Here is a 22,701-nt window from a genome sequence, read left to right as displayed (position 1 = left end):
TAATTTCAATAGCCTCTAATACATTTTAGAATAAATGTTTATATATTACAAAACCAATTAGTATGGAATAATTCTTCAAAACCTACAAGTATCTTATCAAATAGCACTTATTCTAAATTTTCAGCTATCTTTTTACTTCATCAAGTGGTATATTTGTAGAATTTTTCTTAATAAAATCCTTATCCACTTTGCATTAAAAAAAGAAGTCCACCTTCAAATTCTCTATCATCTAAAGCCTCAAGACTTCCATTTGTTTTATCTAATCCATTCCATCTTTTACAAAATATTCTTGATTGGAATACTAATCTTTTAGTGTTTTTTGATAATAAATTGCTTTTAATTTGGTAAAAGATGCTCTATCCTTTCTTATATTTGTTGATAAACTATCATAAGTTCTATTAAGGCCTTTCAACACTAATTTTTTAAGTTGTGTTCCATTTGATATCACGCTTTCATTTCCTATCCTAACATATGCAACTCTACTTCCATTCTCTATTAAATAATATGGTGTTTCATTACCTTCAAAAATTGTAAGTACAATTATTATTTTTACTATTAATATCTATAATCTTAAGTTCTATTCTAGGAATAGGATATAGTTTAGTTTTTATTATTTCACCTATATTCTCAGCATCTTTTTTAGCATTTTTTAAACCTATTAACTCGTCATTATCAGCTATACCAAATAAAAGTTTTCCACCTTTTGTATTAGCAAAAGGACTAATTGATTTTAGCTAACTCTTACTTTTCTTTTCTTCAAGCATTATCTTTTTATCATAAAACGTTATTTCTCCAATATATTTTGATAAATCCATATCAATCCTACCCCTTTAATTAGAGTTACTTCTCCTCTATTATCTCATTCCATCTACTTTCAATAAATTTTGAATAAACTATATTATTTAAACCATATGAGCCTACAGATGCTATGTTGTTAAGTTATATAAACATTGTTTCATTTTTTGGTCACACTAAAATCTATTGCAAAAGTTTTAATATTTTCTTTCAATTTATAATATATTTATTTTTCCACAAAAAAAGAACCACTTACGTGATTCTTTCTTCATGTTATTAAAATCTTCTGGATTTGTTGTTCATCTACTTTCTTTAAAACTTCACCATAACCTTTTATCAAAGTTTTTATGTCATTTATATTGGCTTTTGATTTAGGATAATGACAATCTATTATTGGAATGCATGTTACTAAAGTCAGTATTCCATTTTGTGTTAAATGTATACTCGTTGCATCTGTTCCACCATTTCTCATATAGTCCATTTGATACGAAAGATTACATTCTTCAAATGTTTGTTGCATTAATTCTATCATCCCTTTTCTTGGTATAAAATTCTTGTCATAGAATTCTATAAGAGGACCTTTACCTAAAGTTCTTCTTCCATCTTTACTACTTACCACATCAATTACAAATGCTATATCTGGTTTTATTAAATCAGCTGTTGTTTTTGCACCTCTTGTTCCAACTTCTTCACTACTAGTTAACGCAAGATAAAGTGTATTCTCTCCATCATAATTTTTAAATATTTCTACGGCTGCATAAATTCCTATTCTATCATCTAGCGATTTACCTTCTATCATATTTTCTTCTAGCTCTTTAAATTCAGTATCAAAAGTTACCATATCTCCATAAAATATATTTTCTTTATCATCTAACTCTAACTCTAAAGTTTCATGATTTAATTTAGCTTTTATCTTTTTATTATCTCTTGTGGTTACTTTAACATCTGCATCTACTTTAGCAACATTACCTATAGGAATAACCTTAATCTTAGGTTCTATTTCAGATACCATATATCCAACTTCGTCCATATGAGCAGCTATTAAAATTTTAATTCCACCATTTCCTTTTTTAAAGATTAGTGAACCTAGATTATCCATAAAATATTCTTCTTTTAATTCTCTTAAACAAATATCTCTAATTTCTTTTTCATTTGAAGCAATAGCATCTGAATTAGATAACTTTTCTAACAATTCCATATTATTTCATCTCTTCTTTAAATATTTCCATAGCTTTAATTAAATAATTTCTTGGAATACCTAAATTTATTCTAATAAATTCTTTTCCTGCATCAACAAAATCTAATCCTGTTTCAACTAATACTCCTTTTTTTGCAAGTCTATCAGTTAATTCCTGTCCATCTCCTACTTTAACCCATAAAAGATATGATGATTCAAGTGGAAATATCTCATATTTTCCCTCTAAGTGCTCTTTAACATACAAATAATTATCATAAATATATTTATTTAACTCATCTAACCATTCTTCACATAAATTATATGCATTTATAATAGAAACCAAACCTAAAATATTAGGTGAAGTAACTGAATTTTCTTTCATTTTCTTCTCAAATTTTTCTCTTAATATATGATTAGGTATTATACTATATGAAGTTTTAAGACCTCCTAAATTAAATGCCTTATTTGGAGATGTAAGTAAAATTAAATTATCTAAATATTTTTCATCAATATTTAATGCTGAATTATGTTTTTTCCCAAAAGTCATTTCTGAATGAACCTCATCAGATACTAATATACAAGCATATTGTTTACAAATTTTCGCAACTTTTTCTATCTCTTCTTTAGTCCACATTCTACCTGATGGATTATGTGGATTACAGAAAATATACATCTTTGGTTTATATATTTTCATTTTTTCTTCTATATCTTCATAATCTAAATAATATCTACTGTCTATTTCTTTTAGTTGCGAAAAAACAACCTTATTTCCACTATTAATTGCTGAGTTATAGAAAGGATCATAAGTTGGTGTATTAATTAATACATATTCTCCTTTTTCTAAATATGTTTTATTTAATAAATGTAGTGTCGATACTGTACCATATCCTATATTTATACACTCTTTTTTAACTGTAATATTATGTCTTCTTTTTTGCCAATTTATTATAGATTCATAAAAACTAGAAGTAAGGGAAGTATATCCCAAACTTCCCTTACTAATATAATTATTCAATACTTCTTTTAATAAATCCGGCAATTCAAAATCCATATCAGCTATCCATAGGGGTATTATTTCCTCCGGTAACTTAACATTAAATTTTTTTTCTATTAATTCTCTATCCCATTTTCTTCTTAAGTCAAACTTGGTATCTACCTTTTTATCAAAATTATATTTCATATTAATCCTCGTCTACTTCTAATTCACCTTTTTTAATTTTGTGGTTTCTATAAAATACATTTACTACAGCTATTATTATTGATCCTACTGCAATACCTAACATATAGCTTGGTAAATTACTTACAAGTGGCCATGCCCAAATTGCTGATTCAGGGAACCATTGAACCGCACCTAAAACTACTGCTGTCATTGATCCTATTACTGCTGAAATTACATATAAAGGTACAACAAACACTGGATTCTCTAATGCAAATGGTATAGCACCTTCTGAAATTCCCATAAATGCTAAGAACATTGAAGTTTTACCTGCATTATAAAATTCTTTGTTATATACTCTTCTACCAACTAATTTTCTATCTATTAATGTAGATAATCCTAATCCAATTGATGGAACTACTATAGCTATATTTCTAGCTGTTAATGGTAAGATTTTTTCTGTTGTAAATCCTAAGGCAACAAACCCTGCAGCTTTATTAACTGGTCCTCCTAAGTCAAATGCAGTAGCAGCTGAAAGAATTAATGCATATACATATTCCCCTTGTTTTCCTGCTGCTTCAAGTAAACTTCTAATTTGAATATTTAACCATCCACCTATTGGAGTAACTATAAATATCATAGCTATCATACAAGCAAGTGCTGCAAGTAATGGAATTAAGAATGTAGTTTTAAAAGCTAACCATTTTTCAGATAATTTAATATTTTGATTTAACCATTTAACAAAATATCCAACAAATATACCTATGATAATTGCACCAAAGAATCCACTTGGAACTGGAGCTACTTTATCATAAACTCCACCATCAACCATTTTAATAATAGATATAGGTTTATTTGCAATATATCCTCCAATAAATCCAGCAGCTAAAGCAGTTTTTCCTCCTATAGAATTAGCAACAAATGCTGCAAACATTGGAATTGCAAATCCAAATAATGTAAATCCAAAACTTTCCATTAAATGTGCAAGTTTTAATAATTGTAAGCTAAACCCTGAAAATTCTCCTGAATTAATAGCTCCTAAAATATTAACACTTGGGTCTATTTTAAATAATACATAAGGAATAACTTGAGAAAATGCTCCTATTAATCCTCCCATTATTAATATAGGTATCATGTATGAAATACCTGTCATAATATGCTTATAAAAGCTTTGTAATCCTGAAACTTCTCTTCTTCTTTTTTTAACTTCCATATTTATCCTCCTAATTTTTTATTCAAAAACTTCCTGTAAAATTTCTTTTGCTTCTCTAATAGCTTCTTTTAAAGAAACTTCATAAACTTCATAATCTTCAAATCTTTCTATACCTTGAGGTGTTATTGCTATAGCGTGTATTATAGCATCTGCCTCTTTAATATCTTTTGATGTCAATTCATTTTGAATACCATCTGCTCCTTGAGTTTCAATTTTAATTTCAATGTCTAACTCTTCTGCTGCTTTTTGTAATGATTCTGCAGCCATAAATGTATGAGCAAGCCCCATAGGACATGCACAAACTGCTACTACTTTTTTCATAATTTAACACTTCCTAACTATTTATTATTTTTTCTATTTCTAATTTATCTTCTAATTCATTTAAATTTTTTCTAAATTCAGAATTAATTATTTTTGATGATATATCTTTTAATATATCTATATGTTTTTCAGAATTACTTTCAGGAACAAGTATCATAAATACATGATTAACTTCTTCTTCATCTTCTGCCCAAACTAAAGGATTAACTAATTTTAAATATATTACACTAGCCTCATTTATATGTTTGCTCTTACTATGTGGAACAGCAAAACCAAACCCAAGTACAGTATTGTCTATTTTTTCTCTATTCATTACTTCTTCTTTTATCTTTAAATTTTTTTCTTCATCTAACCCAAGTACCGCTATCATTTTCTCTATAATTTTTTCTTTATTTACTTCTCCAGAATTAATGATGATATGCTCTTTTTCTACTATTTTCATACTATTTTTTTCCTTTCAAAATATTTTTCAAAAAAAGAGGTATTTCTTTTTTGTTTTTTATTTCTAATAAATTTTTTTCAAAATTATATTTTCTTAAACATTTGTTTAAATCAAGTATAGCATCTAAATGTTCATCCTTATTTTTAGATGCAAGTACTATTATTATCTTTACCTTTTCTCCATAAAAATCTATTTCATTTTTTAGAGTTAGTAAAATAAATCCTGTTTTTTTAACATCTTTATTCAGTTCTCCATGTGGAAGTATAGTCATGTCTCCAACTTGAATATATTTACCATATTTATCAATTTGTTTTTTTAAATTATGGTAATATTCTTTATTAGCTATACCATTTTCTAACATCAAATCAACTGCAACCTTCAATGCTTCATCTATATTTTCTGAATTAACATTCAGTTTAATATTTTCTGGTGTTAAAAAATCATAAATTCTTTTAACCTTTTTTTCTTCTATATCAAAATATATCCAAGGCTCAAATTCTTTTTTTATATTTTCTTTTATTTCAATATCTGATTTTCCTATATTTTGCTTAATAAATTCTAATAATTTTGTTTCAGAAATTTTAATATTTCTCCTAGGTAATCCATATTTTTCAAGTTTTTCTATATCTTCACTTTTAAATATTGCATTAACTTTAATTATTTCATTTCTTTCACTTAATATATCAAGAGTTGTAACTATTAGATCAACTTCATCTATATTTTCATATGCTCTCAATTGATTATACGGTATAACATCTATAATATCGACATCAAAATTTTCTTCTAAATTTTCAACTATAAGTTTAGAACTTGAATAACCAAGTCCACATACAACTAATATCTTAACTAGCTCTTTTTTTATATTTTTATTCATTCTATCTAAGGCCCTTTTAACCATAATAGTTATAAAAGAGATTTCTTCAGAATCCCATTTACCCTTTAAAGATTTTTCTGTTTTTTCATAAATTTCACCATACTCTTCTTTAACTTCTGAACTAATGCTTTCTCCAAGTGTTATCTTCTTTTTCATTCTATATATAGCTGGTTTTATATGATGTATTAATTCCTCTCTAAAAATTTTATCTTTACTAAAATCTCTATCAAAATTTTCATTTAAGTTATTAATTATATCATTTACTATATCTTCTATTTCTATCCAATTTATATAGAAGGATTGTTCTTCATTGTAGTTATATAATCCTAAATAAAGATCTGTTAACATCATCATATCAAGCTCATTCAAGTGCTCATTCATAAAATGTTTTGATATTTTTTTATATTCTTCCGTTTTTTGTATAAAACTTTTATTATCTACTTCAGATTCTATCAATCTATTATTATCAATATTTCGATTTCCACTAATAAATATATAATATGATACTATATCAAAAGCTTCATCCGTTAATTTAATATCTTCAGTAAAATCTCTTACTAATTCTTTAGCCTTATCTAAATTTATTACTTTCGAATATTCAAGAAGTTTCTTTCTTAATTCTCCAAAAAAATATATATTAAATTTGTTATTTTTTAAACTTCTTAATTTATTAATTAAATAAAATCTTATCTTTGATTCCTTACCTGTAATCATATATCCTTTATTTGAATCTATTTCTATCTTCAAATTATATTTTTCTATTTCTAAATTAATATCTTTTATTACAGTTCTTAAAGTTGATTTACTAATATCATATTTATCTACAAGATCTTGTAATTTAAATTTATTATTTTCTAAAAAAATATCTAAAATTATATATGTTTGTCTCTCATATGTATTAAATACATATTCTTTAAAAGGTATTAATGATAGTTTTTCTTCATAATTTTCAATTAATAAAGTTAAGTTTGCATTTTTTATATCTATTATTTCTAAAGAAGTATAATATTTAAAAACTTGATTTAATATTTCTATATCATATCTTAACATTCTTTCACTTATTTCTAAGCTAGTTGCTAATTCTACTATATTATTCTTACCTTGTTTAAGTAATTCTAATATTTTAAAGTTTCTATCTCCTATCATCTTATCTCCTTCTATTATAAGTATATCTTAAAAAAAATTTTTAACAAGATTTAGATTTTTTCACAAAAATATGAAATAATTTGCAACAAAAAACAGAAGATTACTCCTCTGTTTTAATTATGCTTAATAATATTTAGTCTTTTAAATTAGGAAATTTACTATAAATATCTCTTTTTAAATTTTTATTTAATTTATCTAACACCTCAGATACTACCCTTATTATTACTCTATCTTTTACCCCTTTAAAGTGAAAATTTGAAATTTGAGTCTTTCCTTTTATTTTTATTCCTATAATCCCCCTAACATCATCTGTCAACTTATTATCATGAATATCAGCATCTGATTTAACTACTATGTTAACTTCTTCTTTCATGTTTTCTAATAATTCTTCTACAGTTTCTTTAGGATTTAATATTATTTTTGATTGTTTTAATATTTTTGATACATTTTTTGTCTTAGTTAAAGTTTGTGTTAAAAGTCCAAAAGTACCAGTTTCAAATATCTCTAAACTTTTATATTTTTTAAGTTTATCACTTACAACATTCGGAAGTTCACTTTGACTTTCAGATATATCTTCATCCCCTATTAAATAGATATATTCTCCACATTTTTCTTTAATTTTTTCTATAATTTCATCAATTTCATTCATACTCTTAGTTGAAGTTGTTACCCTTATTAATACCTCTCCACTTTTAGCATAAAGAGCTATAGTTACTTCATCTTGTGCCTTCATTAAATCATCAAGTCTATCTTCAAGAGCTGATTCACCTATTCCATATATTCTAATATATTTAGATATTATCTTCTTATCTGAGTATTGTTTAAGATATGGTTTTAAAGCATTTTGATACATAGATTTCATCTCACCTGGTGGTCCTGGAAGTATAATTATTCTTTTCCCTTCTCTTTCCATTATTGCACCTGGTGCAGTTCCAACAATATTTGGTAATATTATTGAATTAACAGGTAACATTGCTTGCTTAATGTTATTTTTAGTAGCTTCACTAGTAGGAGAATATTTTTCTCCATATTCTCTTATTCTTTCCCATTCTTTTTTTGATAATTTTAATTCTATATCTAAATATTTAGCTGCTACTTCTTTAGTAATATCATCATCAGTAGGCCCTAATCCTCCTGTTAGTATTAATGTATCTACCATCTTAAAATTATCATCTATTACCTTAGTTAATCTACCTACATTATCTCCTACAGATGTATGTAAATATACATTAATCCCAAATTTTGCAAGTTCTTGTGAAAGATAGTGTACATTAGTATTTAATATATCTCCTATTATTATTTCTGTACCTACTGAAATTAGTCCAACATTCATATTTCACCTCTTTATTAATTTAAAATTTCATCATATACATCTTCCATATAATCTTTATTAAAATATCAAAAAATTTTTAAATTTTATATTTTTCACAAAATTTATCAAATTTTACCATTTTAAATGATAAATATACTACTATTAAAAATAGATATATATAATATATAAAATTTCCTTGAAGTTGATAATATTCATAAATAATTAATGGTGTTACAATTATTGGAATAACAAATATCATAAGTGTTAATTTTAAGACCAAATAAAATTTTCCTCCTCTTTCAGTTAACTCTGTTAAATTATTCCATAAAAGATTAATATTTTCATAATCATATATAACATTATTTATAGATTTTGAATAACACAATATTGTAAATATTATTGTTTCTAATAACACATATTTCATTAAAATGCCATATACTAAAGATATTATTAAAAATATCAAAGTATTTGGAATAATAAATATTAAAGTCGTTACTAAGACTTTATTTAATATAAATTGTCTAAAGTTTATTGGCAATGATTTAATAAAATTAAAGTTTTCCTTTTCTATTGATAAAGATATTAATGATAAACTACTTGGATAAGCTGTAAATACAAATGAAAAATATATCCCTATTATTAAAGATAAGATAAAAGGATAATCTTTAATAAAATAAAATTTTTTATAATCAACAAGTAAAGATGCAAAAAATAATATAGACATAGCTATTGGTGTTGCTACACTTTGATAAATTAATGTCGCATCTTTTATTTGATTAAATATATATTTTCTTATGTTCATTTTACTATTTTTTTTATTAACTATCTTAGATTTTAATTCAATATTATAACTTAAACTATATTTATTGTAACTTAAGTTAAATAATTGATATGATATAATTATTGCAATTAATATGAATGATATATTAATTATTGTATTTAAATCTATACTCGATAGTGGTCCATACACCTTATTTTCTACTACAACTTTAACCTCCGTCATTTTTAAAAGTCCTATAGTAAATACTGTTCCAACTAACATAAAAAATATATTTAAAATATTAATCATCTTATCACTTAATCCTATTTTTTTTATATATATAATCATAAATGAAAATATTGAAAGTATTAATATAAATAAAGATATAAAATTTAATATAGAAAACACAATATTATATATTATATTAAATTCATTTTGAAAATAAAATACAAAAAATACACTTAATATTGGTAATAAAAATTGTAATAACAGTGGTATTAATATAATTATTCTTGAAAAATATATTTCCTTTTCCTTTAATGGTAAACTTTTATATATTTCATTTTCTCCATTTTTTACCATTACATTATACATATTAATAAATGTTTGAAATAAAGATGTCAATATAAAAAATAATAATAAAAAATCAAAAAAATACGGATTATTTTTAAAATCTGTATCTACAACCATAATAGTAAAAAGTAATAAAAATAAAATTATAGGAAAGATATATCCCCTAAAAATTATTTTTTTGTATAGATTTTTATCACTTTTATATTTCTTTATTACACCTCTTGTAAATATTGGATTAGCATAAAATAAATTAATTTTTAATAATTCTTTTAACATAACTATCACCTATCTTTTACTTAAATTTAGATAAATTTCCTCTAAATTTTCTCCATAATCTAAGGCTTTTAATTCATCCATACTTCCAATAAATATCAATTTCCCTTTATTCAATATTCCTACTCTATCACAAATATTTTCTGCTACCTCTAAAACATGAGTAGAAAATATTATTGTTTTTCCTTGTTTTTTTCTTTCTTTCATTATTTCTTTAAGATTAAATGCTGCTTCAGGATCAAGCCCTGTCATAGGTTCATCAAGTATCCATATATCACTATCTGTTATTAAACTTCCTATTAAAAATACTTTTTGTCTCATACCATATGATAGTTCTTCTATAATATTATACATAGCATCATCCATTCTAAATATTTTCTTATACTTATCTATTCTTTCTTCAAGCAGATTATTTTCTACTTCATATATATTACCAATAAATTGAAGATAGGACATTACAGGTAACTTTAAAAATATATTAGGACTATCTGTTACATATGATATCTTCTTTTTAATATCATTTCTATATTCTTTTAAGCTTAACTCATCTATATATATCTCTCCTTCTTCTGGATTTACTATACTCACTATAGACTTAATTGTTGTGGATTTACCTGCACCATTATGCCCTAACAAACCAAATATTTCTCCGGATTTAACTTCTAAGTTTAAATCATCAAGCACTATTTTTTCGTCATATTTTTTTACTAAATTTTTAATTGATATCATATTATCACCTTCCTATTACTTTAATTATACCTCATTTTATAAAAATAACAATATGTACCTTTTTCTTTCCAAATCCCATTATATCCATATTTTTAACATACTTTTTAGCTTTAAATTTTAACACAAAAATACTCTCCTTACTTATTTCCCAGTAAAGAGAGTACATATCAATATATCACCATTTATTATTTATTATTTCTTCTTTTTTCTTTATTAATTTATCTTTCAATTCTTTTAACATTTCTTCTAATTGTTCACTTTCTTTTTCAGTTTCTTCAATCAAGTCTAAAGTTTCTTTTATATTTTCTTTTAATTTTTCTATCTCATTCATCTTTTATTCTCCTCCTATATTATCTTTTTATTCTTATTTCAATGTTTAATTTTTTGAAAATAATAAAGTGCATTCTTTTCTTCAATATTATTTCAACATTCCTTTCTAATTTTATCAATTTATAATTTAAAATAATAGTGAAGTATACATTTTTTTCTAGATTAAAACAAAATGGATGTCTCCTATTAAATAAAGAAAAACACCCATCTTTATAATTTAATTAAAATTCATATCCTATTCTAAGTCCAGCAATTCCATGGTTATATCCTCCATAAATTTCTGTTGTAAATCCTTTATATTTAATTCCTGCACCAATTTGAACAAATCCTTTTAATTTAACTGGCGATAATCCTTCAGGTTTAATATAGGCAATTCCATCAACCTCTACTTTTTCACTTTCAAAAGTATTTGCAATAAAATATAATGGGTTATTATTTAATCTTAATCCTGCCCTCAAATTACCAAAAACAGAAAAATCTGATAACATTTCTTTATTTACTTCAAATAATCCGTAAATACTTCCACCAAAGTTTACTTGTTTATTTATTAACTCATTGTATCTAACTTTAGCATCATAATTAATATCTAAAGGATATTCCTCATTTCTTTTAGCAATAAATTCTTTTGCTTCTTCTTCTGTTAGATATAAGAACTGATCATCTTTTCTACTTTTTAAATCTTCTGATATCAATTCTCTATATTTTGTTTCAACCTCATTATCAATTTCTTCTTCTGTCTTAATATCTTTATCATATATTTCGTTTTCTTTTATATCTTCTTTTACTTTCTTAGTTAAAAGTTCGTCCATATCCTCAGAATATAGTTCTTTACTTTTTTCTAAAATTTCATTAATTAATTCTGTTTTTCTATCAAGAGAAGAATTTTCCAATCTTCTATATTCAACTTTTTTAGCATTATATTTACCTTCTTCAACAGAATATTCATGCTTTTTCTTAACATTTTCTTGTATTTGCTTCTCTAATTTAGCAATTTTTTCATCTGTCTTATCAAATAATTCTGCTTTTTCATCATTTTCTCTTCTTTCACGTAAAGCATTTACCCAACCATCATGTGCCTCAGCTTTCCTAGCTTCTGCATCTTTAATCTGTTCTGATAATTCATTTTGTTTTTCTTCATTTTCCTCTATTAAAAGTTTACCAACAAGTTCAATGATTTTAACACTCAATTTATTTTCTTCATCTTTAAAAGTATCTGCTCTTTTAAAAGCCTCTTCTGATTTTTGTTTATATTCTTCGTGAGCTTCTTGAGGAGTTTTACCAACTAAAGTCGCTATTGCTTCTTTTATTTTTTTTAATTTATTTTGATTCCTAATATTTTCTCTAGTTAATTCTTTATTCAATATATCATAAGAATTTGCAACATTTGTTGCTATTACTTTAGCTTGTCTATATGTTTGAATTTTTTCTTCTTCTTTTTCTATTTCATCTTCTTTTTCAGTAAAAAAAGTATTTAATAATTCTAAATCTTTAGGTAGTTTTATTTGCTTAGCTTCTAGTGATTTAGAACTCAGATTATTTTCTACATAAATGTCTAAACCTCCACCTACACTTATATTTAACTTCTCTAAATTTATTGGATATTTAATATCCAAACCTAATGTAGTGAATAAGCCATCTTGATTAAACTCTCCTTCACTTATACTTTCAAGCCCAGCTACTTTTAAATCATTTTTACTTACATTTATTCTTTCATAACCATTGCTTAAATTAACTCCTATATTTACTGGGATATTTTTACTATACCCCAGTAAACTTACTATACAACTTAATATTAATAATTTTTTCATTCTACCACTCTGCCCTTATTCCTAAACTTATTCCATGGCTTCTTAGATTACGTCCTTGATAAGATACTTTTAATTCAAATTTATCATTTATATTATATCTTCCATCTATTCCATAGTTAAATACATTATCATCTAATTTTAGACCTTTTGCAGTATCTTTAAATTCATATTCTTTTAATTCTACCTTAGATTTCAGTAATGTATCAGTTAAGTATTTTGTATATGATATATTAGCTCCTATGCTTCCTTTTTCATTTATATATCCTCTCACTCTTGCTCCAAGTGTTGTATTTGCTTTAAAGAATGTTTCACTATCAGAACTATATCCAAATTCTCTATTTTCATTAAAGCTTCCTTTAATATAAGTTATAAGATCTGTTGATACAAATGGCTCTACATCTAATTTATCATTTAGTAATTTAAACTTATATCCTCCTTCAAGATTTGCATTTAAAATTATATCGCTTGATTCATAATTTTTAACATCTCTTGATTCTATTTTTCTTACTGTATTCTTAGTTAGATAATCTATATTAAATAAACTAGTTAAATATCCTTTATTATAGTCAAATTTGTTATATATACTTAACCCAACATTATTCCCATAAACATTACCACTTAACTCTTCAACTTTTCTTTTTTCTAACTCAATTTTTCTCTCTTCTTCACTTAAATCCGTTCTTATTGGATCTTTATTTTCTTCTAACCCTAATTTATAATCAAATAATACAGAATTTGAATAATTTAAGCTTAATCCTGTAACATTATACTTACTTGTATAATATCCTCCTAAAATAAATCCATTAGAGATAATAAATTTATCTTTCTCTTTATTAAATTTAAATTGAGCTTCATTTATACTATCTGTAAATATACTGATTTTTTTCTCTTTCCCTTTTAATTCCAATCTTTCTTTTAAAGTTTTATTTTTCTTTTCTAATAACTTATAACCTAATAATTGTGAATTTGCTAATATCTCTCCATTTAACTCATTTTCACTCATCCAGTCTAAGTTATTTAAATCTGTATTTACCTTTTCTTTATCAACCGCTGTTTCTAACGAATCTATTACACGATTTCTAAATCTTGCACCTAAACTTAATGGAGCTATTTTATTTTTTCTTATTAATTTAGCTACTAAAGATACATTTTCACTATCGTCTTCAATATCTTTTGTAGATACTTCTAATGAAACAAATGGAGTATATTCAAATGTTCCTAACTTAACTTTCCCTAAATTCTTTTTAGCTATTTTTGAAACACTTAAAACTTCTTTTTCATCATTATTTGCTGATATTATTCCTTCAAGTTCATCTTTTTTAGGTTTAGTATCTGGATCTATTAACTCTGGCGTTTTAAATATATTCATACCTTTTTTTCTAAATATATTAAAATTAAATCTTGATGTATCATCTAAATTCAATTCATTTACCTGAAGATTAGCAATTGCAGCTATGTATGTACGTGATCCATCAAGTGGGGTATAAGAACCATCTATTCTATCCGCAGTTGAATATGAATAAAGTTCTCCTCTATTGATTACATCTGCATCTATTTTAGCTCTATATTCTTCCTCATCATCATCTAATAATGTATTTTTTATAGCTTCTAAATTAATCATATCTAACTTTAATTTAGCATCTCTATGAACTACAAATGGTGATTTAGAATCTCCCCTTAATATTAAAGTTCCTGCTTCTACTATAGTAGGATCTGTATATGTATTAGATCCTGATAAAACTAAAGTCCCATTCCCTTTTTTTACAAGTCCTGCATCAACAAATAACTCTCTTTCATCTTCTGGTAATTCATCCATATATTTATCTACTTTTTTATATAGTTTAGCAAAATAATCTGCTTTTGTAACTTTTGCTTCTTTTAATAATTCTGCTAATTTTCTCGTTTTTTCATTTGTATCAAAACTAGGATCAAGTATCTCTTCAAATGTTAAATCTTTAGTTGTATTTAATGCTAAAAATTCAGTTCCTGTTAATGCTTTTCTTGTATACATGTATAGATATGGATCTAAAGCTCCCGCTATATCATTACCAAAAGTGTACGTTCCATATGGAATATTAGCAACAAAATCTTCATCTCCTGTTTCAAGAGTTAGTGCTCTTACAAATCTTGCAGGTCCTCTATATGCCATTTCTTTATTAGATATACCCCACCCTATATTTTCATCAGGACCATATAATCCTACAATAACAGCATTTCCCTCTTGATTTCTTTTAAAACGTGCATCATCAAGTGCGGTAGTTAGTATAGTTTGTTTTATCTGTTGTGCACTCATCCAAGGGAATTTAGTTCCAATTTCTCCAGCTATAGCAGTTATTCTTGGAGCTGAAAAACTTGAACCCGATTCAAATAGATTTAAACCTAATGTATCAAATTCTATTAATTCTCCTCTATCTTTTGATTTCTCCTTATATTTCTTTTCTTCCTCTGTTAATTTCTTAATATATGTTACCATTCCTTCACCAGCTACAGTCCAAAGTTTTGCTGCTCCAGCTCTTGTAAATGACATTAAGAATGGTCTACCATCAATATCTTCTGTTTCAAGTTCAGAATTTCTATCTATTGTTGCAATTTGAACTTTAATTTCTTCTTCATAACCTTTAGGATATTTATCAGGATTTCTTTTTATATCTTCTAAAGTTTCTCTTAACATTTGATAATAACTGTCTTGGTAATGAACAAATCCTCTTAATTTATTATATAACCCTCCACTTGTCGAAGTGTTTAATCCAAATACTTCTGATATATCTTCTGTTGCTCCAGAACCTGTTGTTAGTCTCTTATCTGCAAGTCCTATTACTCCTAATAAATTTTTTCTATAATTATAGTTATATTTATATTCTTTACCTTCTGCTTCAGCTCTCTCTCTATCTTTTTCATTTAAATAACTTGGTAAACTTGTAAATGGATTATTATATTTTCTATTACCATCTAAATATTTTGTCTTCGTTCCATCACTATTAAAGTTTATTAAATCTACTTCTGTTGAATTACTATTATTTAAAGTATTTCCTTGCGCTCTTACCATTAATACATCTTTATTTGAAGCTATTAATTCTGCTGCAGATTTAAGTACTTGACTTAATGATAACATTCTTAAATCTAATAATTTTTGATAATCTGTTACTGTTATTTTCTCCTTATTTCTAAAATAGTTAAGCATTGAAGGTATATTTAATTCACCTGGATAGTGTTCTTCATATCTAGAAATATCTCCAAAATCATTATCTGCAAGCCAAGTTTGAACAGCAACTCTAAACTCAGCATTATCAGGATCATTGTATGCAGCCACAGCTCTTTTCTTATCTTCTAAACTCATATCTCTTATAGCGATATATTCTTCATACGAATATTCTGATCCATAAGACATATTTATAGCTTTAACATTTTTATCATCCTCTAATATTTTATTTAAATATTTTCCAACAATTCCAGGTTCTAATCCTCCCTGTGAATTTTCAATAGCTATAGCTTTAAAATGTAAATCTGTCGCTCCTAATTTTGAAACCTCATCTATGGCTATTACATCTTCTAACAAATCTAAAGCTTGATTATAGTATTCTTTTAATTTATTTACTTTTTCTTCTTCTGGTAATTTTTTTATTTCCTCTTTTAAATTAGAATAATCATCAATTTTTTCTTTAAAAGTTCTTGCTCTACCATAAAAAAGTTCTGAATCTAAAAATGCTGCTGATCTTGTTAAAAATAATCTATACTGATTTTCAATTTGTTTAATCAGTAAATCATCATTACCTGATACTAATTCTAAATCTCTTTTAGCACCCAATGCTAATAACCCTTTTAATGCACCTGCATTAATTGCGCTCGTCAAAAATTGTCTTTCGCTTGTTGCTATTTCATCTATCATTGAACCAATTACAACTTCTCCATGCGGTCTATCTAAATCTATAAATTTATCATCTGCATTTTCTTTATTTGTATCCGTTCCTTTAGGTCTCATTCTTATTAATCTTGCTTCAACTTCTGGAGAAACATTATAGAATGAACTATCTGCTACTGCTACTGTAGTACCATAAAAACCTACATATGCTAATTCTTCTTTTCTATATATTTCAACACCATTTCTTAAAATTTTTCTAGCAACTTTATGTTTTCCTATTTTAGTTTTATCTTTATCAAGAATCTCTGTTACAAATTCTAAACTTGAATTACCTTTACTTGTACTTTCTTCATATCTTGATAGTTTTTCTACTATATCAGGATTAAATCCTCCTGTAACAGTCTTCCCATCTTTACTAAACTTAAGAGTTGTTTTATCAAGATCTGTTAGTATTTCTTCATATTTATCTTTATAATCTGACAATTTAATTCCAAAATCTATATTTTTTGTTACTTTGTTCCCTAAGCTATCCTCTATTTCTACTCCTTTAATTCCAACTAAATCATCTAAATCTGAATATTTTAATAAAGGGTTTTTCTTTAAATCTTCTAAATATTTTTTATCTTCATAACCACCATTATTAGTTAACACCTGATAACTTATTCTTCCATTATCATAACCTTTTTTTAGGTCTCTATATCTTGTACCATTTTCTATAGTTGGCGATTTAACTATATCTACACTTTGATTTAACATTATTTCACGAGTATTCCCTTTGTTATCTCTAAGCGTTATATAAGCTGCATTTTGATTTAAAAAAGTTATTCTTTTTTTATTATTTTCTATATTTTCAACTTTAATTTTACCATCTATATTTTCAGTATATTTAGAATATCTTTTATCATTTTCATCAATAACTATTACTGGATTTTTAGCTTTGACACTTTCTACTATTACATTTTGCGCTATCTTTTTATTTAAATGTAATGTTTCTCCTTGATATAGATAACTTCCATTAAATTTAAAGTTATTAGCATCATAGTAATCTAATATATTTAATTCTTTATTTTCTATAATACTATCTAATTTATCTTTTGATTCTTTTGATATTTGTTTATCTGTAAAACTAAATTCTAACACTGAATCTTGTTTTCCAATATTTTCTTTTTGAATACTGCTACAACTTAAAAGAGCTGATACCCCTAATGTAACTACCGCTAACCTTTTATATATATTCATAAATTTTTCCAACCTTTCTACCAAGTATAACTTAATCCTAAACTTACATTAGGTACTAACTTTTTAAACTCAATTTTTTTATCTATTGGACCATATAATCCGTCATCTGGTCTTTTATTATCAACTATTTTATTAAACACTTTTTTTTCAAATAAAACAGTTGTATCTAAAGCTGCGCTTAATTTTAAATTCTTTAATATATCATACTCTAAAGATATGCTTGGTTTTAAATCTATAGCTCCTCCTAAATTAAATATAGTATTTCTATAGTCTGATAATCTAGGTTTTTCTTGATTTTCTTTCAATTCTGCATCTTGATTTTTATAATGATACATTTTTATTGATCTTAGTGCAAATAAATCTAATTTTGTATTAATTTCTAATCCTGTTTTTAATCTAAGATTTTCTTTTAACTCTTTTTCATATTCTATATTGCTATTTAATGAAATTAAATTTCTAAGTACTGTAGGTAAACTTTCTCCTCTTAAATATGCAAGTTGTGGTTTATACTCTATTTCTACACTATTTCTCCCTGCATGTTTAGCTTCTGGTTCTATATAATAATCAAAGACAGCTGTTAAATCATTACTTAATTTTGAATTAACACTTAATTTTTCTTTTTCTTTATCTATATGTTTATATTTTGTTTCTAAACTCGCATTAAATATATTTGTAAAATTATCTGGATTTAGTACTTTATTTTGTGATTTTATTGTAAATTTATTAGAAACTTTAGCTATTAAACTTAATTTATCATTAAATTTATGTTCTACATCTCCTTCAACATCAAATTTAAAATCTACTGGTTTTAAACTTTTGTTTAATACTGATAATTTTAAATCTATATTAGATTTTCCATTTATTGTTGTATTTTTATTTAACACATATTTACCGCTTAATTTATTATTCAATGAAGTTTCATGTAATAAATGACTTCCTTTTGTTATAAATGGTAAAATCGTCATTTTAGGTCCATACCCTAATTTTGTAATATTTTCTATATTACTTTCACCAAATTTTTTATTATATTCTAATCCTAAATTTAATTCTGGTTTATATGAAGCCCATTTGTCTTTAACTTTTACTCTTGAATATCTTGCAGTTCTAAATTCAAGTGTATTTACTAACTCAGGCTTTATTTTTAAACCTTCCACTATTTCTTTTTCAACACTAATATTTAAATTAGGTTTTATTTCATCATAAACTGTATCAACTTTTTGAGTCTTATTTTCTCCACCTACAAAAAAGCTATCTGTTTCTACCTTCAATTTACTTCCTAATTTATATCCATCTAAATCATAACTAATTGAAGCATTTGTATCCTGTATTAATCTATCTACATAATTTCCTGCCATAAAATCTGGATAAACAGTTAAATCTGTAGTAAATGTATTAAATGGTTTAGATCCAAAATGTAAATCATAATTTAAATTGTGAGAAAACCCTAAGTTTAATTTACCTAATTCTTGATCAACTTTTAAATTTGTTTTAAAATATGATTCATCTTTATCAAATCTTGCAAATTGGTTCGCCTTATATTCTACTGACGTATCTAATTTTGTTTTACTTTCTTTCACTTCTCCTGAAATAGATGTTTTAAATACCATATTCCCTAAAGCATTTCTTTTCACTTCATTATCTATTTTTTCTACATATTCTGCAGGTCTTTCTAAATCATTAACAACCCCTGTATCATGATTAATTTGTCTTATAGATATTAAATCATCAACATAATATGTTAATTCTGTTTTAGAATTTAATCCATAAAATTCAGGACTTTGATAACTCCCATATAGTTTTGCCATTACATCATGATTTTTCATTCTTTTATTAGTTTCTAGAGATAATACTCCATAATCCCAGTCATTTAATATAGAATTTTCCCTACTTGATTTTAAAACTGCACCAAAATTTAATCCCTGTTTTTTAAAATCTAAATTTAAATCTGCTACTTTTAAAGTATATTTAGTTCTTTCATATCTAAATGGTGACCCTTCAATGTCTTTTGAATTATCTCCTATTCTTTTACTAAAAATAGGAGCTACTTCAATTCCAGTTTCTATTTTCCCTTCCATAGCAAATAAATTTATTCCTATTAATCCTGCTGCTATTACTTTATATTTTTTCATATAACCTCCTACTATATTAGAACTTCATTAGTTTTTACTTTTAAGTATTATATATTTTTATAAATCATATTTCAAATATATTTTTTTTATGTTTTGTATTAATAATATATATGATTAAAATAAAAATCTACAACAAAGTAATTTTACTTATTGTAGATTTTTTATTTTACCTTACTATATTAAACTTCAAAGCAAACAATGCTCTAAATTTTTTATTGTATTCTATTGAAGTATCTATATTTAATCTTGATATATCAAAGTTTACTCCTAAACTTACTTTAGGTGTAAATATCTTATAGTCTGTATTAAATCCTATATTTGAATAAAGCTTCTTGTATTTTAGATTTAAATTTAAATCTGTAACAAGTTGTCTATTTTCTAAAGTATTTGTAATACTTAACATATCTTTATATCCATAATCTATAGTTAGTGATGGTGTGTATTTTTGATTTACTACCTTATTATCCATTCTTAATAATAGTTTATGTTCTTCTTTTATCTTACTATTTAGTCCTATAGATATATTATGTATCTTATCTCTTCTATTTAATACATCTTCTAAATATGATTTCCTATCTATATATGAATATGAACTTATTAAATTATTGGAAAAGATAGATTAATATTTAAGTTTTCATTTCTTCTTGCACGCCTTTTATCTTTCACTTCTTCTAGTTCTTCTCCTGGAAGTAGTTCATCTATACTTTTACCTTCTTTTCTATTTGGTAATATAGGTCTTACAAAAGTATATGATATATCTAGTTTTTCATTTAATATTAAACCTTCAAGACCTGTAGAAATATTATATCTATATTTACCTTCTTCAACATCTTCTCCATGATTATCAAATGATAGTGATAATTTAAAGGGATTACTCTTTACATTAGTTATTACTATATTTGATTTATCTTCTATATTAGATGGTTCTATCTTTACATCTATATTATTACTTTTAACATATTTAAAGTTAGATACTAATTCATCTATTTTTGATACATCTAAGGACTTACCACTTTTTAAATCACTATTTAAACTTACAGCTAAGCTTTCTTCTTTTCCATTGTATATTATTCTATCTATTTCTGTGGCTTGCATAATAAAGGGAATAAGGGTTAGGGTTATTAGTTTTTTCATAACATTCATTAATAATAACATATCTCTAACCAAAACTTTACAAAAGTTTGATTTTTAAATGATAAGTCATCTTCTTTATTATCATCTATAAGTTTCTTTTCTATAAAAAATCTTTTAATAAAACTACTAATAGATATATCTAATATTATCACATCACTACAAGCTACATGAAATACCGGTATTTTATCACTATCTACTACTTGTGAAATGAAATAACCTTCATATGTTAAAGGTATTAATCCTTCTACTTCATTAAATCTTCTCTCCATTCCATCATATCTTTCATCTTCTAGTCCCCATAAACTATCTGACCAATTTAATCTATTCATATCTCATTCTTCATCATAATATTTTATATACTCTTTTATTTTATTTATATTTTCTATAGAAAAATCTGCATAATTTATAGTATATTCATTTAAAGGCATTCCTTCTTTATATAAGTTTTGTAAACACTTAGGCATTCTAAAATTATATATTTTTTCTATATCTTCATCACTTACTGGTGGCAATAATTCAATATTATATTTTCAAACATAATATTTCTCCCTTTTATTTACCATCTAAAGTTAAATGTGATATATCAAAACAAATTTTTCTATCTTCTGCATAATAAGACTCACATACTTGATATTCATCTTTTCTTTCTATTACACTCTTACCTACATGAAAATATCCACGTTTTTCAATTATTTTAGTGTTTTTTAATATAACTTTTTTTAACTGCTTAAATAATTCCATTCTATCTTTTCTATCTGTATTTGTATTAAGCTCTGAAATCAATACTACTTTTTTATCTTTTAATTTACCACCTAGATATAAAATTAAGGCATTTTTTTCATCATCTAATTTATACAATACTTTTCCGGTTCTAATTATTCTTTCTGTAATAACAAATTCTTCTATTGCTGGTACAATAAAGTACATCAATGTGTCATCACTTTTTTCTTTATTATCTAATTCAGGTATTTCATCAATACTATTATAAATTTCATAATTATTAAAACCAGTTTTAATATATTTTAATCCCCCTACTTTATCTTCAATTTTCTTTATACCTTCTACTATATCTTCTTTTAATGTTGCAAACCAAACTCTTCCACCCATTTTTTCCTACCTTTCTAATTTTTTTCTCTAGTTGTTATTTTTACATTTCTATTATCTACTGTATTAACTCTTATTTTTAATTTTGAATCATCATAATTTTCATTTGTTTTAAATGTAATATCTACTCTATTTGAACCTAATAATCCTTTTTGATTTGAAGAAATTTGCTTTTGAGTCTCAGGCACATGGATTTTTTATTTTGACTCCTCCCTATATTATACCTTGAAGAATCTTCAAAAATCCTAAATAAATATTCTTTATATCATTACCCCAAAAAACAACATTTGATTCACCTGATACAATTAATTGTTTTTATAAGAACCT

The 22,701-nt window shown here is 24.9% G+C and carries 20 protein-coding genes; all 20 read right to left on the bottom strand.

Annotated elements, in window-relative coordinates:
• Positions 1–521: 521 nt before the first annotated feature.
• Positions 522–725, bottom strand: coding sequence for an AlbA family DNA-binding domain-containing protein (locus GM111_RS08580; RefSeq protein WP_156299686.1), 204 nt, complete (start codon positions 723–725; stop codon positions 522–524).
• A gap of 338 nt (positions 726–1,063) precedes the next feature.
• Positions 1,064–1,993, bottom strand: coding sequence for a M20/M25/M40 family metallo-hydrolase (locus GM111_RS04445; RefSeq protein ID WP_156299667.1), 930 nt, complete (start codon positions 1,991–1,993; stop codon positions 1,064–1,066).
• 1 nt (position 1,994) lies between these two features.
• On the bottom strand, positions 1,995–3,152 hold the full coding sequence (locus GM111_RS04440; RefSeq protein ID WP_156299666.1) for a MalY/PatB family protein: 1,158 nt from the start codon (positions 3,150–3,152) through the stop codon (positions 1,995–1,997).
• A 1-nt stretch (position 3,153) separates the two neighbouring features.
• Positions 3,154–4,341 (bottom strand): PTS fructose transporter subunit IIC, encoded by a 1,188-nt coding sequence (locus GM111_RS04435; RefSeq protein WP_156299665.1) that lies wholly within the window; start codon positions 4,339–4,341, stop codon positions 3,154–3,156.
• Between the two features lie 18 nt (positions 4,342–4,359).
• Complete coding sequence (locus GM111_RS04430; protein ID WP_156299664.1) at positions 4,360–4,662, bottom strand: PTS fructose transporter subunit IIB; 303 nt, start codon at positions 4,660–4,662, stop codon at positions 4,360–4,362.
• A 13-nt stretch (positions 4,663–4,675) separates the two neighbouring features.
• Positions 4,676–5,104, bottom strand: a complete 429-nt coding sequence (locus GM111_RS04425; RefSeq protein ID WP_156299663.1) for a PTS sugar transporter subunit IIA — start codon at positions 5,102–5,104, stop codon at positions 4,676–4,678.
• A 1-nt stretch (position 5,105) separates the two neighbouring features.
• A complete protein-coding gene (locus GM111_RS04420; RefSeq protein ID WP_156299662.1) occupies positions 5,106–7,124 on the bottom strand; it encodes a BglG family transcription antiterminator in 2,019 nt (672 codons plus the stop codon).
• Positions 7,125–7,257: 133 nt separating this feature from the next.
• A complete protein-coding gene (locus GM111_RS04415; RefSeq protein WP_156299661.1) occupies positions 7,258–8,457 on the bottom strand; it encodes a CinA family nicotinamide mononucleotide deamidase-related protein in 1,200 nt (399 codons plus the stop codon).
• Positions 8,458–8,533: 76 nt separating this feature from the next.
• A complete protein-coding gene (locus tag GM111_RS04410) occupies positions 8,534–10,045 on the bottom strand; it encodes a hypothetical protein (RefSeq protein WP_156299660.1) in 1,512 nt (503 codons plus the stop codon).
• A 9-nt stretch (positions 10,046–10,054) separates the two neighbouring features.
• Complete coding sequence (locus GM111_RS04405) at positions 10,055–10,771, bottom strand: ABC transporter ATP-binding protein (protein WP_156299659.1); 717 nt, start codon at positions 10,769–10,771, stop codon at positions 10,055–10,057.
• Between the two features lie 175 nt (positions 10,772–10,946).
• Positions 10,947–11,102, bottom strand: coding sequence for a hypothetical protein (locus GM111_RS04400; RefSeq protein WP_156299658.1), 156 nt, complete (start codon positions 11,100–11,102; stop codon positions 10,947–10,949).
• Positions 11,103–11,322: 220 nt separating this feature from the next.
• Positions 11,323–12,909, bottom strand: a complete 1,587-nt coding sequence (locus tag GM111_RS04395; protein WP_156299657.1) for a coiled-coil domain-containing protein — start codon at positions 12,907–12,909, stop codon at positions 11,323–11,325.
• 1 nt (position 12,910) lies between these two features.
• On the bottom strand, positions 12,911–18,007 hold the full coding sequence (locus GM111_RS04390) for an autotransporter domain-containing protein (RefSeq protein ID WP_156299656.1): 5,097 nt from the start codon (positions 18,005–18,007) through the stop codon (positions 12,911–12,913).
• 17 nt (positions 18,008–18,024) lie between these two features.
• The gene (locus tag GM111_RS04385) at positions 18,025–20,136 is read right to left on the bottom strand and encodes a hypothetical protein (RefSeq protein ID WP_156299655.1); all 2,112 of its coding nucleotides are present in this window, start codon (positions 20,134–20,136) and stop codon (positions 18,025–18,027) included.
• Between the two features lie 166 nt (positions 20,137–20,302).
• A complete protein-coding gene (locus GM111_RS04380; RefSeq protein WP_156299654.1) occupies positions 20,303–20,605 on the bottom strand; it encodes a hypothetical protein in 303 nt (100 codons plus the stop codon).
• A gap of 128 nt (positions 20,606–20,733) precedes the next feature.
• The gene (locus GM111_RS04375; RefSeq protein WP_197034485.1) at positions 20,734–21,231 is read right to left on the bottom strand and encodes a ShlB/FhaC/HecB family hemolysin secretion/activation protein; all 498 of its coding nucleotides are present in this window, start codon (positions 21,229–21,231) and stop codon (positions 20,734–20,736) included.
• Positions 21,232–21,278: 47 nt separating this feature from the next.
• The gene (locus GM111_RS04370) at positions 21,279–21,599 is read right to left on the bottom strand and encodes a hypothetical protein (RefSeq protein WP_156299652.1); all 321 of its coding nucleotides are present in this window, start codon (positions 21,597–21,599) and stop codon (positions 21,279–21,281) included.
• A gap of 3 nt (positions 21,600–21,602) precedes the next feature.
• Positions 21,603–21,782, bottom strand: a complete 180-nt coding sequence (locus GM111_RS04365; protein ID WP_156299651.1) for a hypothetical protein — start codon at positions 21,780–21,782, stop codon at positions 21,603–21,605.
• A 40-nt stretch (positions 21,783–21,822) separates the two neighbouring features.
• On the bottom strand, positions 21,823–22,377 hold the full coding sequence (locus GM111_RS04360) for a hypothetical protein (RefSeq protein ID WP_156299650.1): 555 nt from the start codon (positions 22,375–22,377) through the stop codon (positions 21,823–21,825).
• Positions 22,378–22,391: 14 nt separating this feature from the next.
• Positions 22,392–22,562, bottom strand: a complete 171-nt coding sequence (locus GM111_RS04355) for a hypothetical protein (RefSeq protein WP_156299649.1) — start codon at positions 22,560–22,562, stop codon at positions 22,392–22,394.
• Positions 22,563–22,701 lie beyond the last annotated feature (139 nt).

It is taken from the genome of Streptobacillus canis (genome assembly GCF_009733925.1).
Taxonomy (GTDB): Bacteria; Fusobacteriota; Fusobacteriia; order Fusobacteriales; family Leptotrichiaceae; genus Streptobacillus; species Streptobacillus canis.
This window is presented reverse-complemented; position numbering and strand designations above follow the sequence as displayed.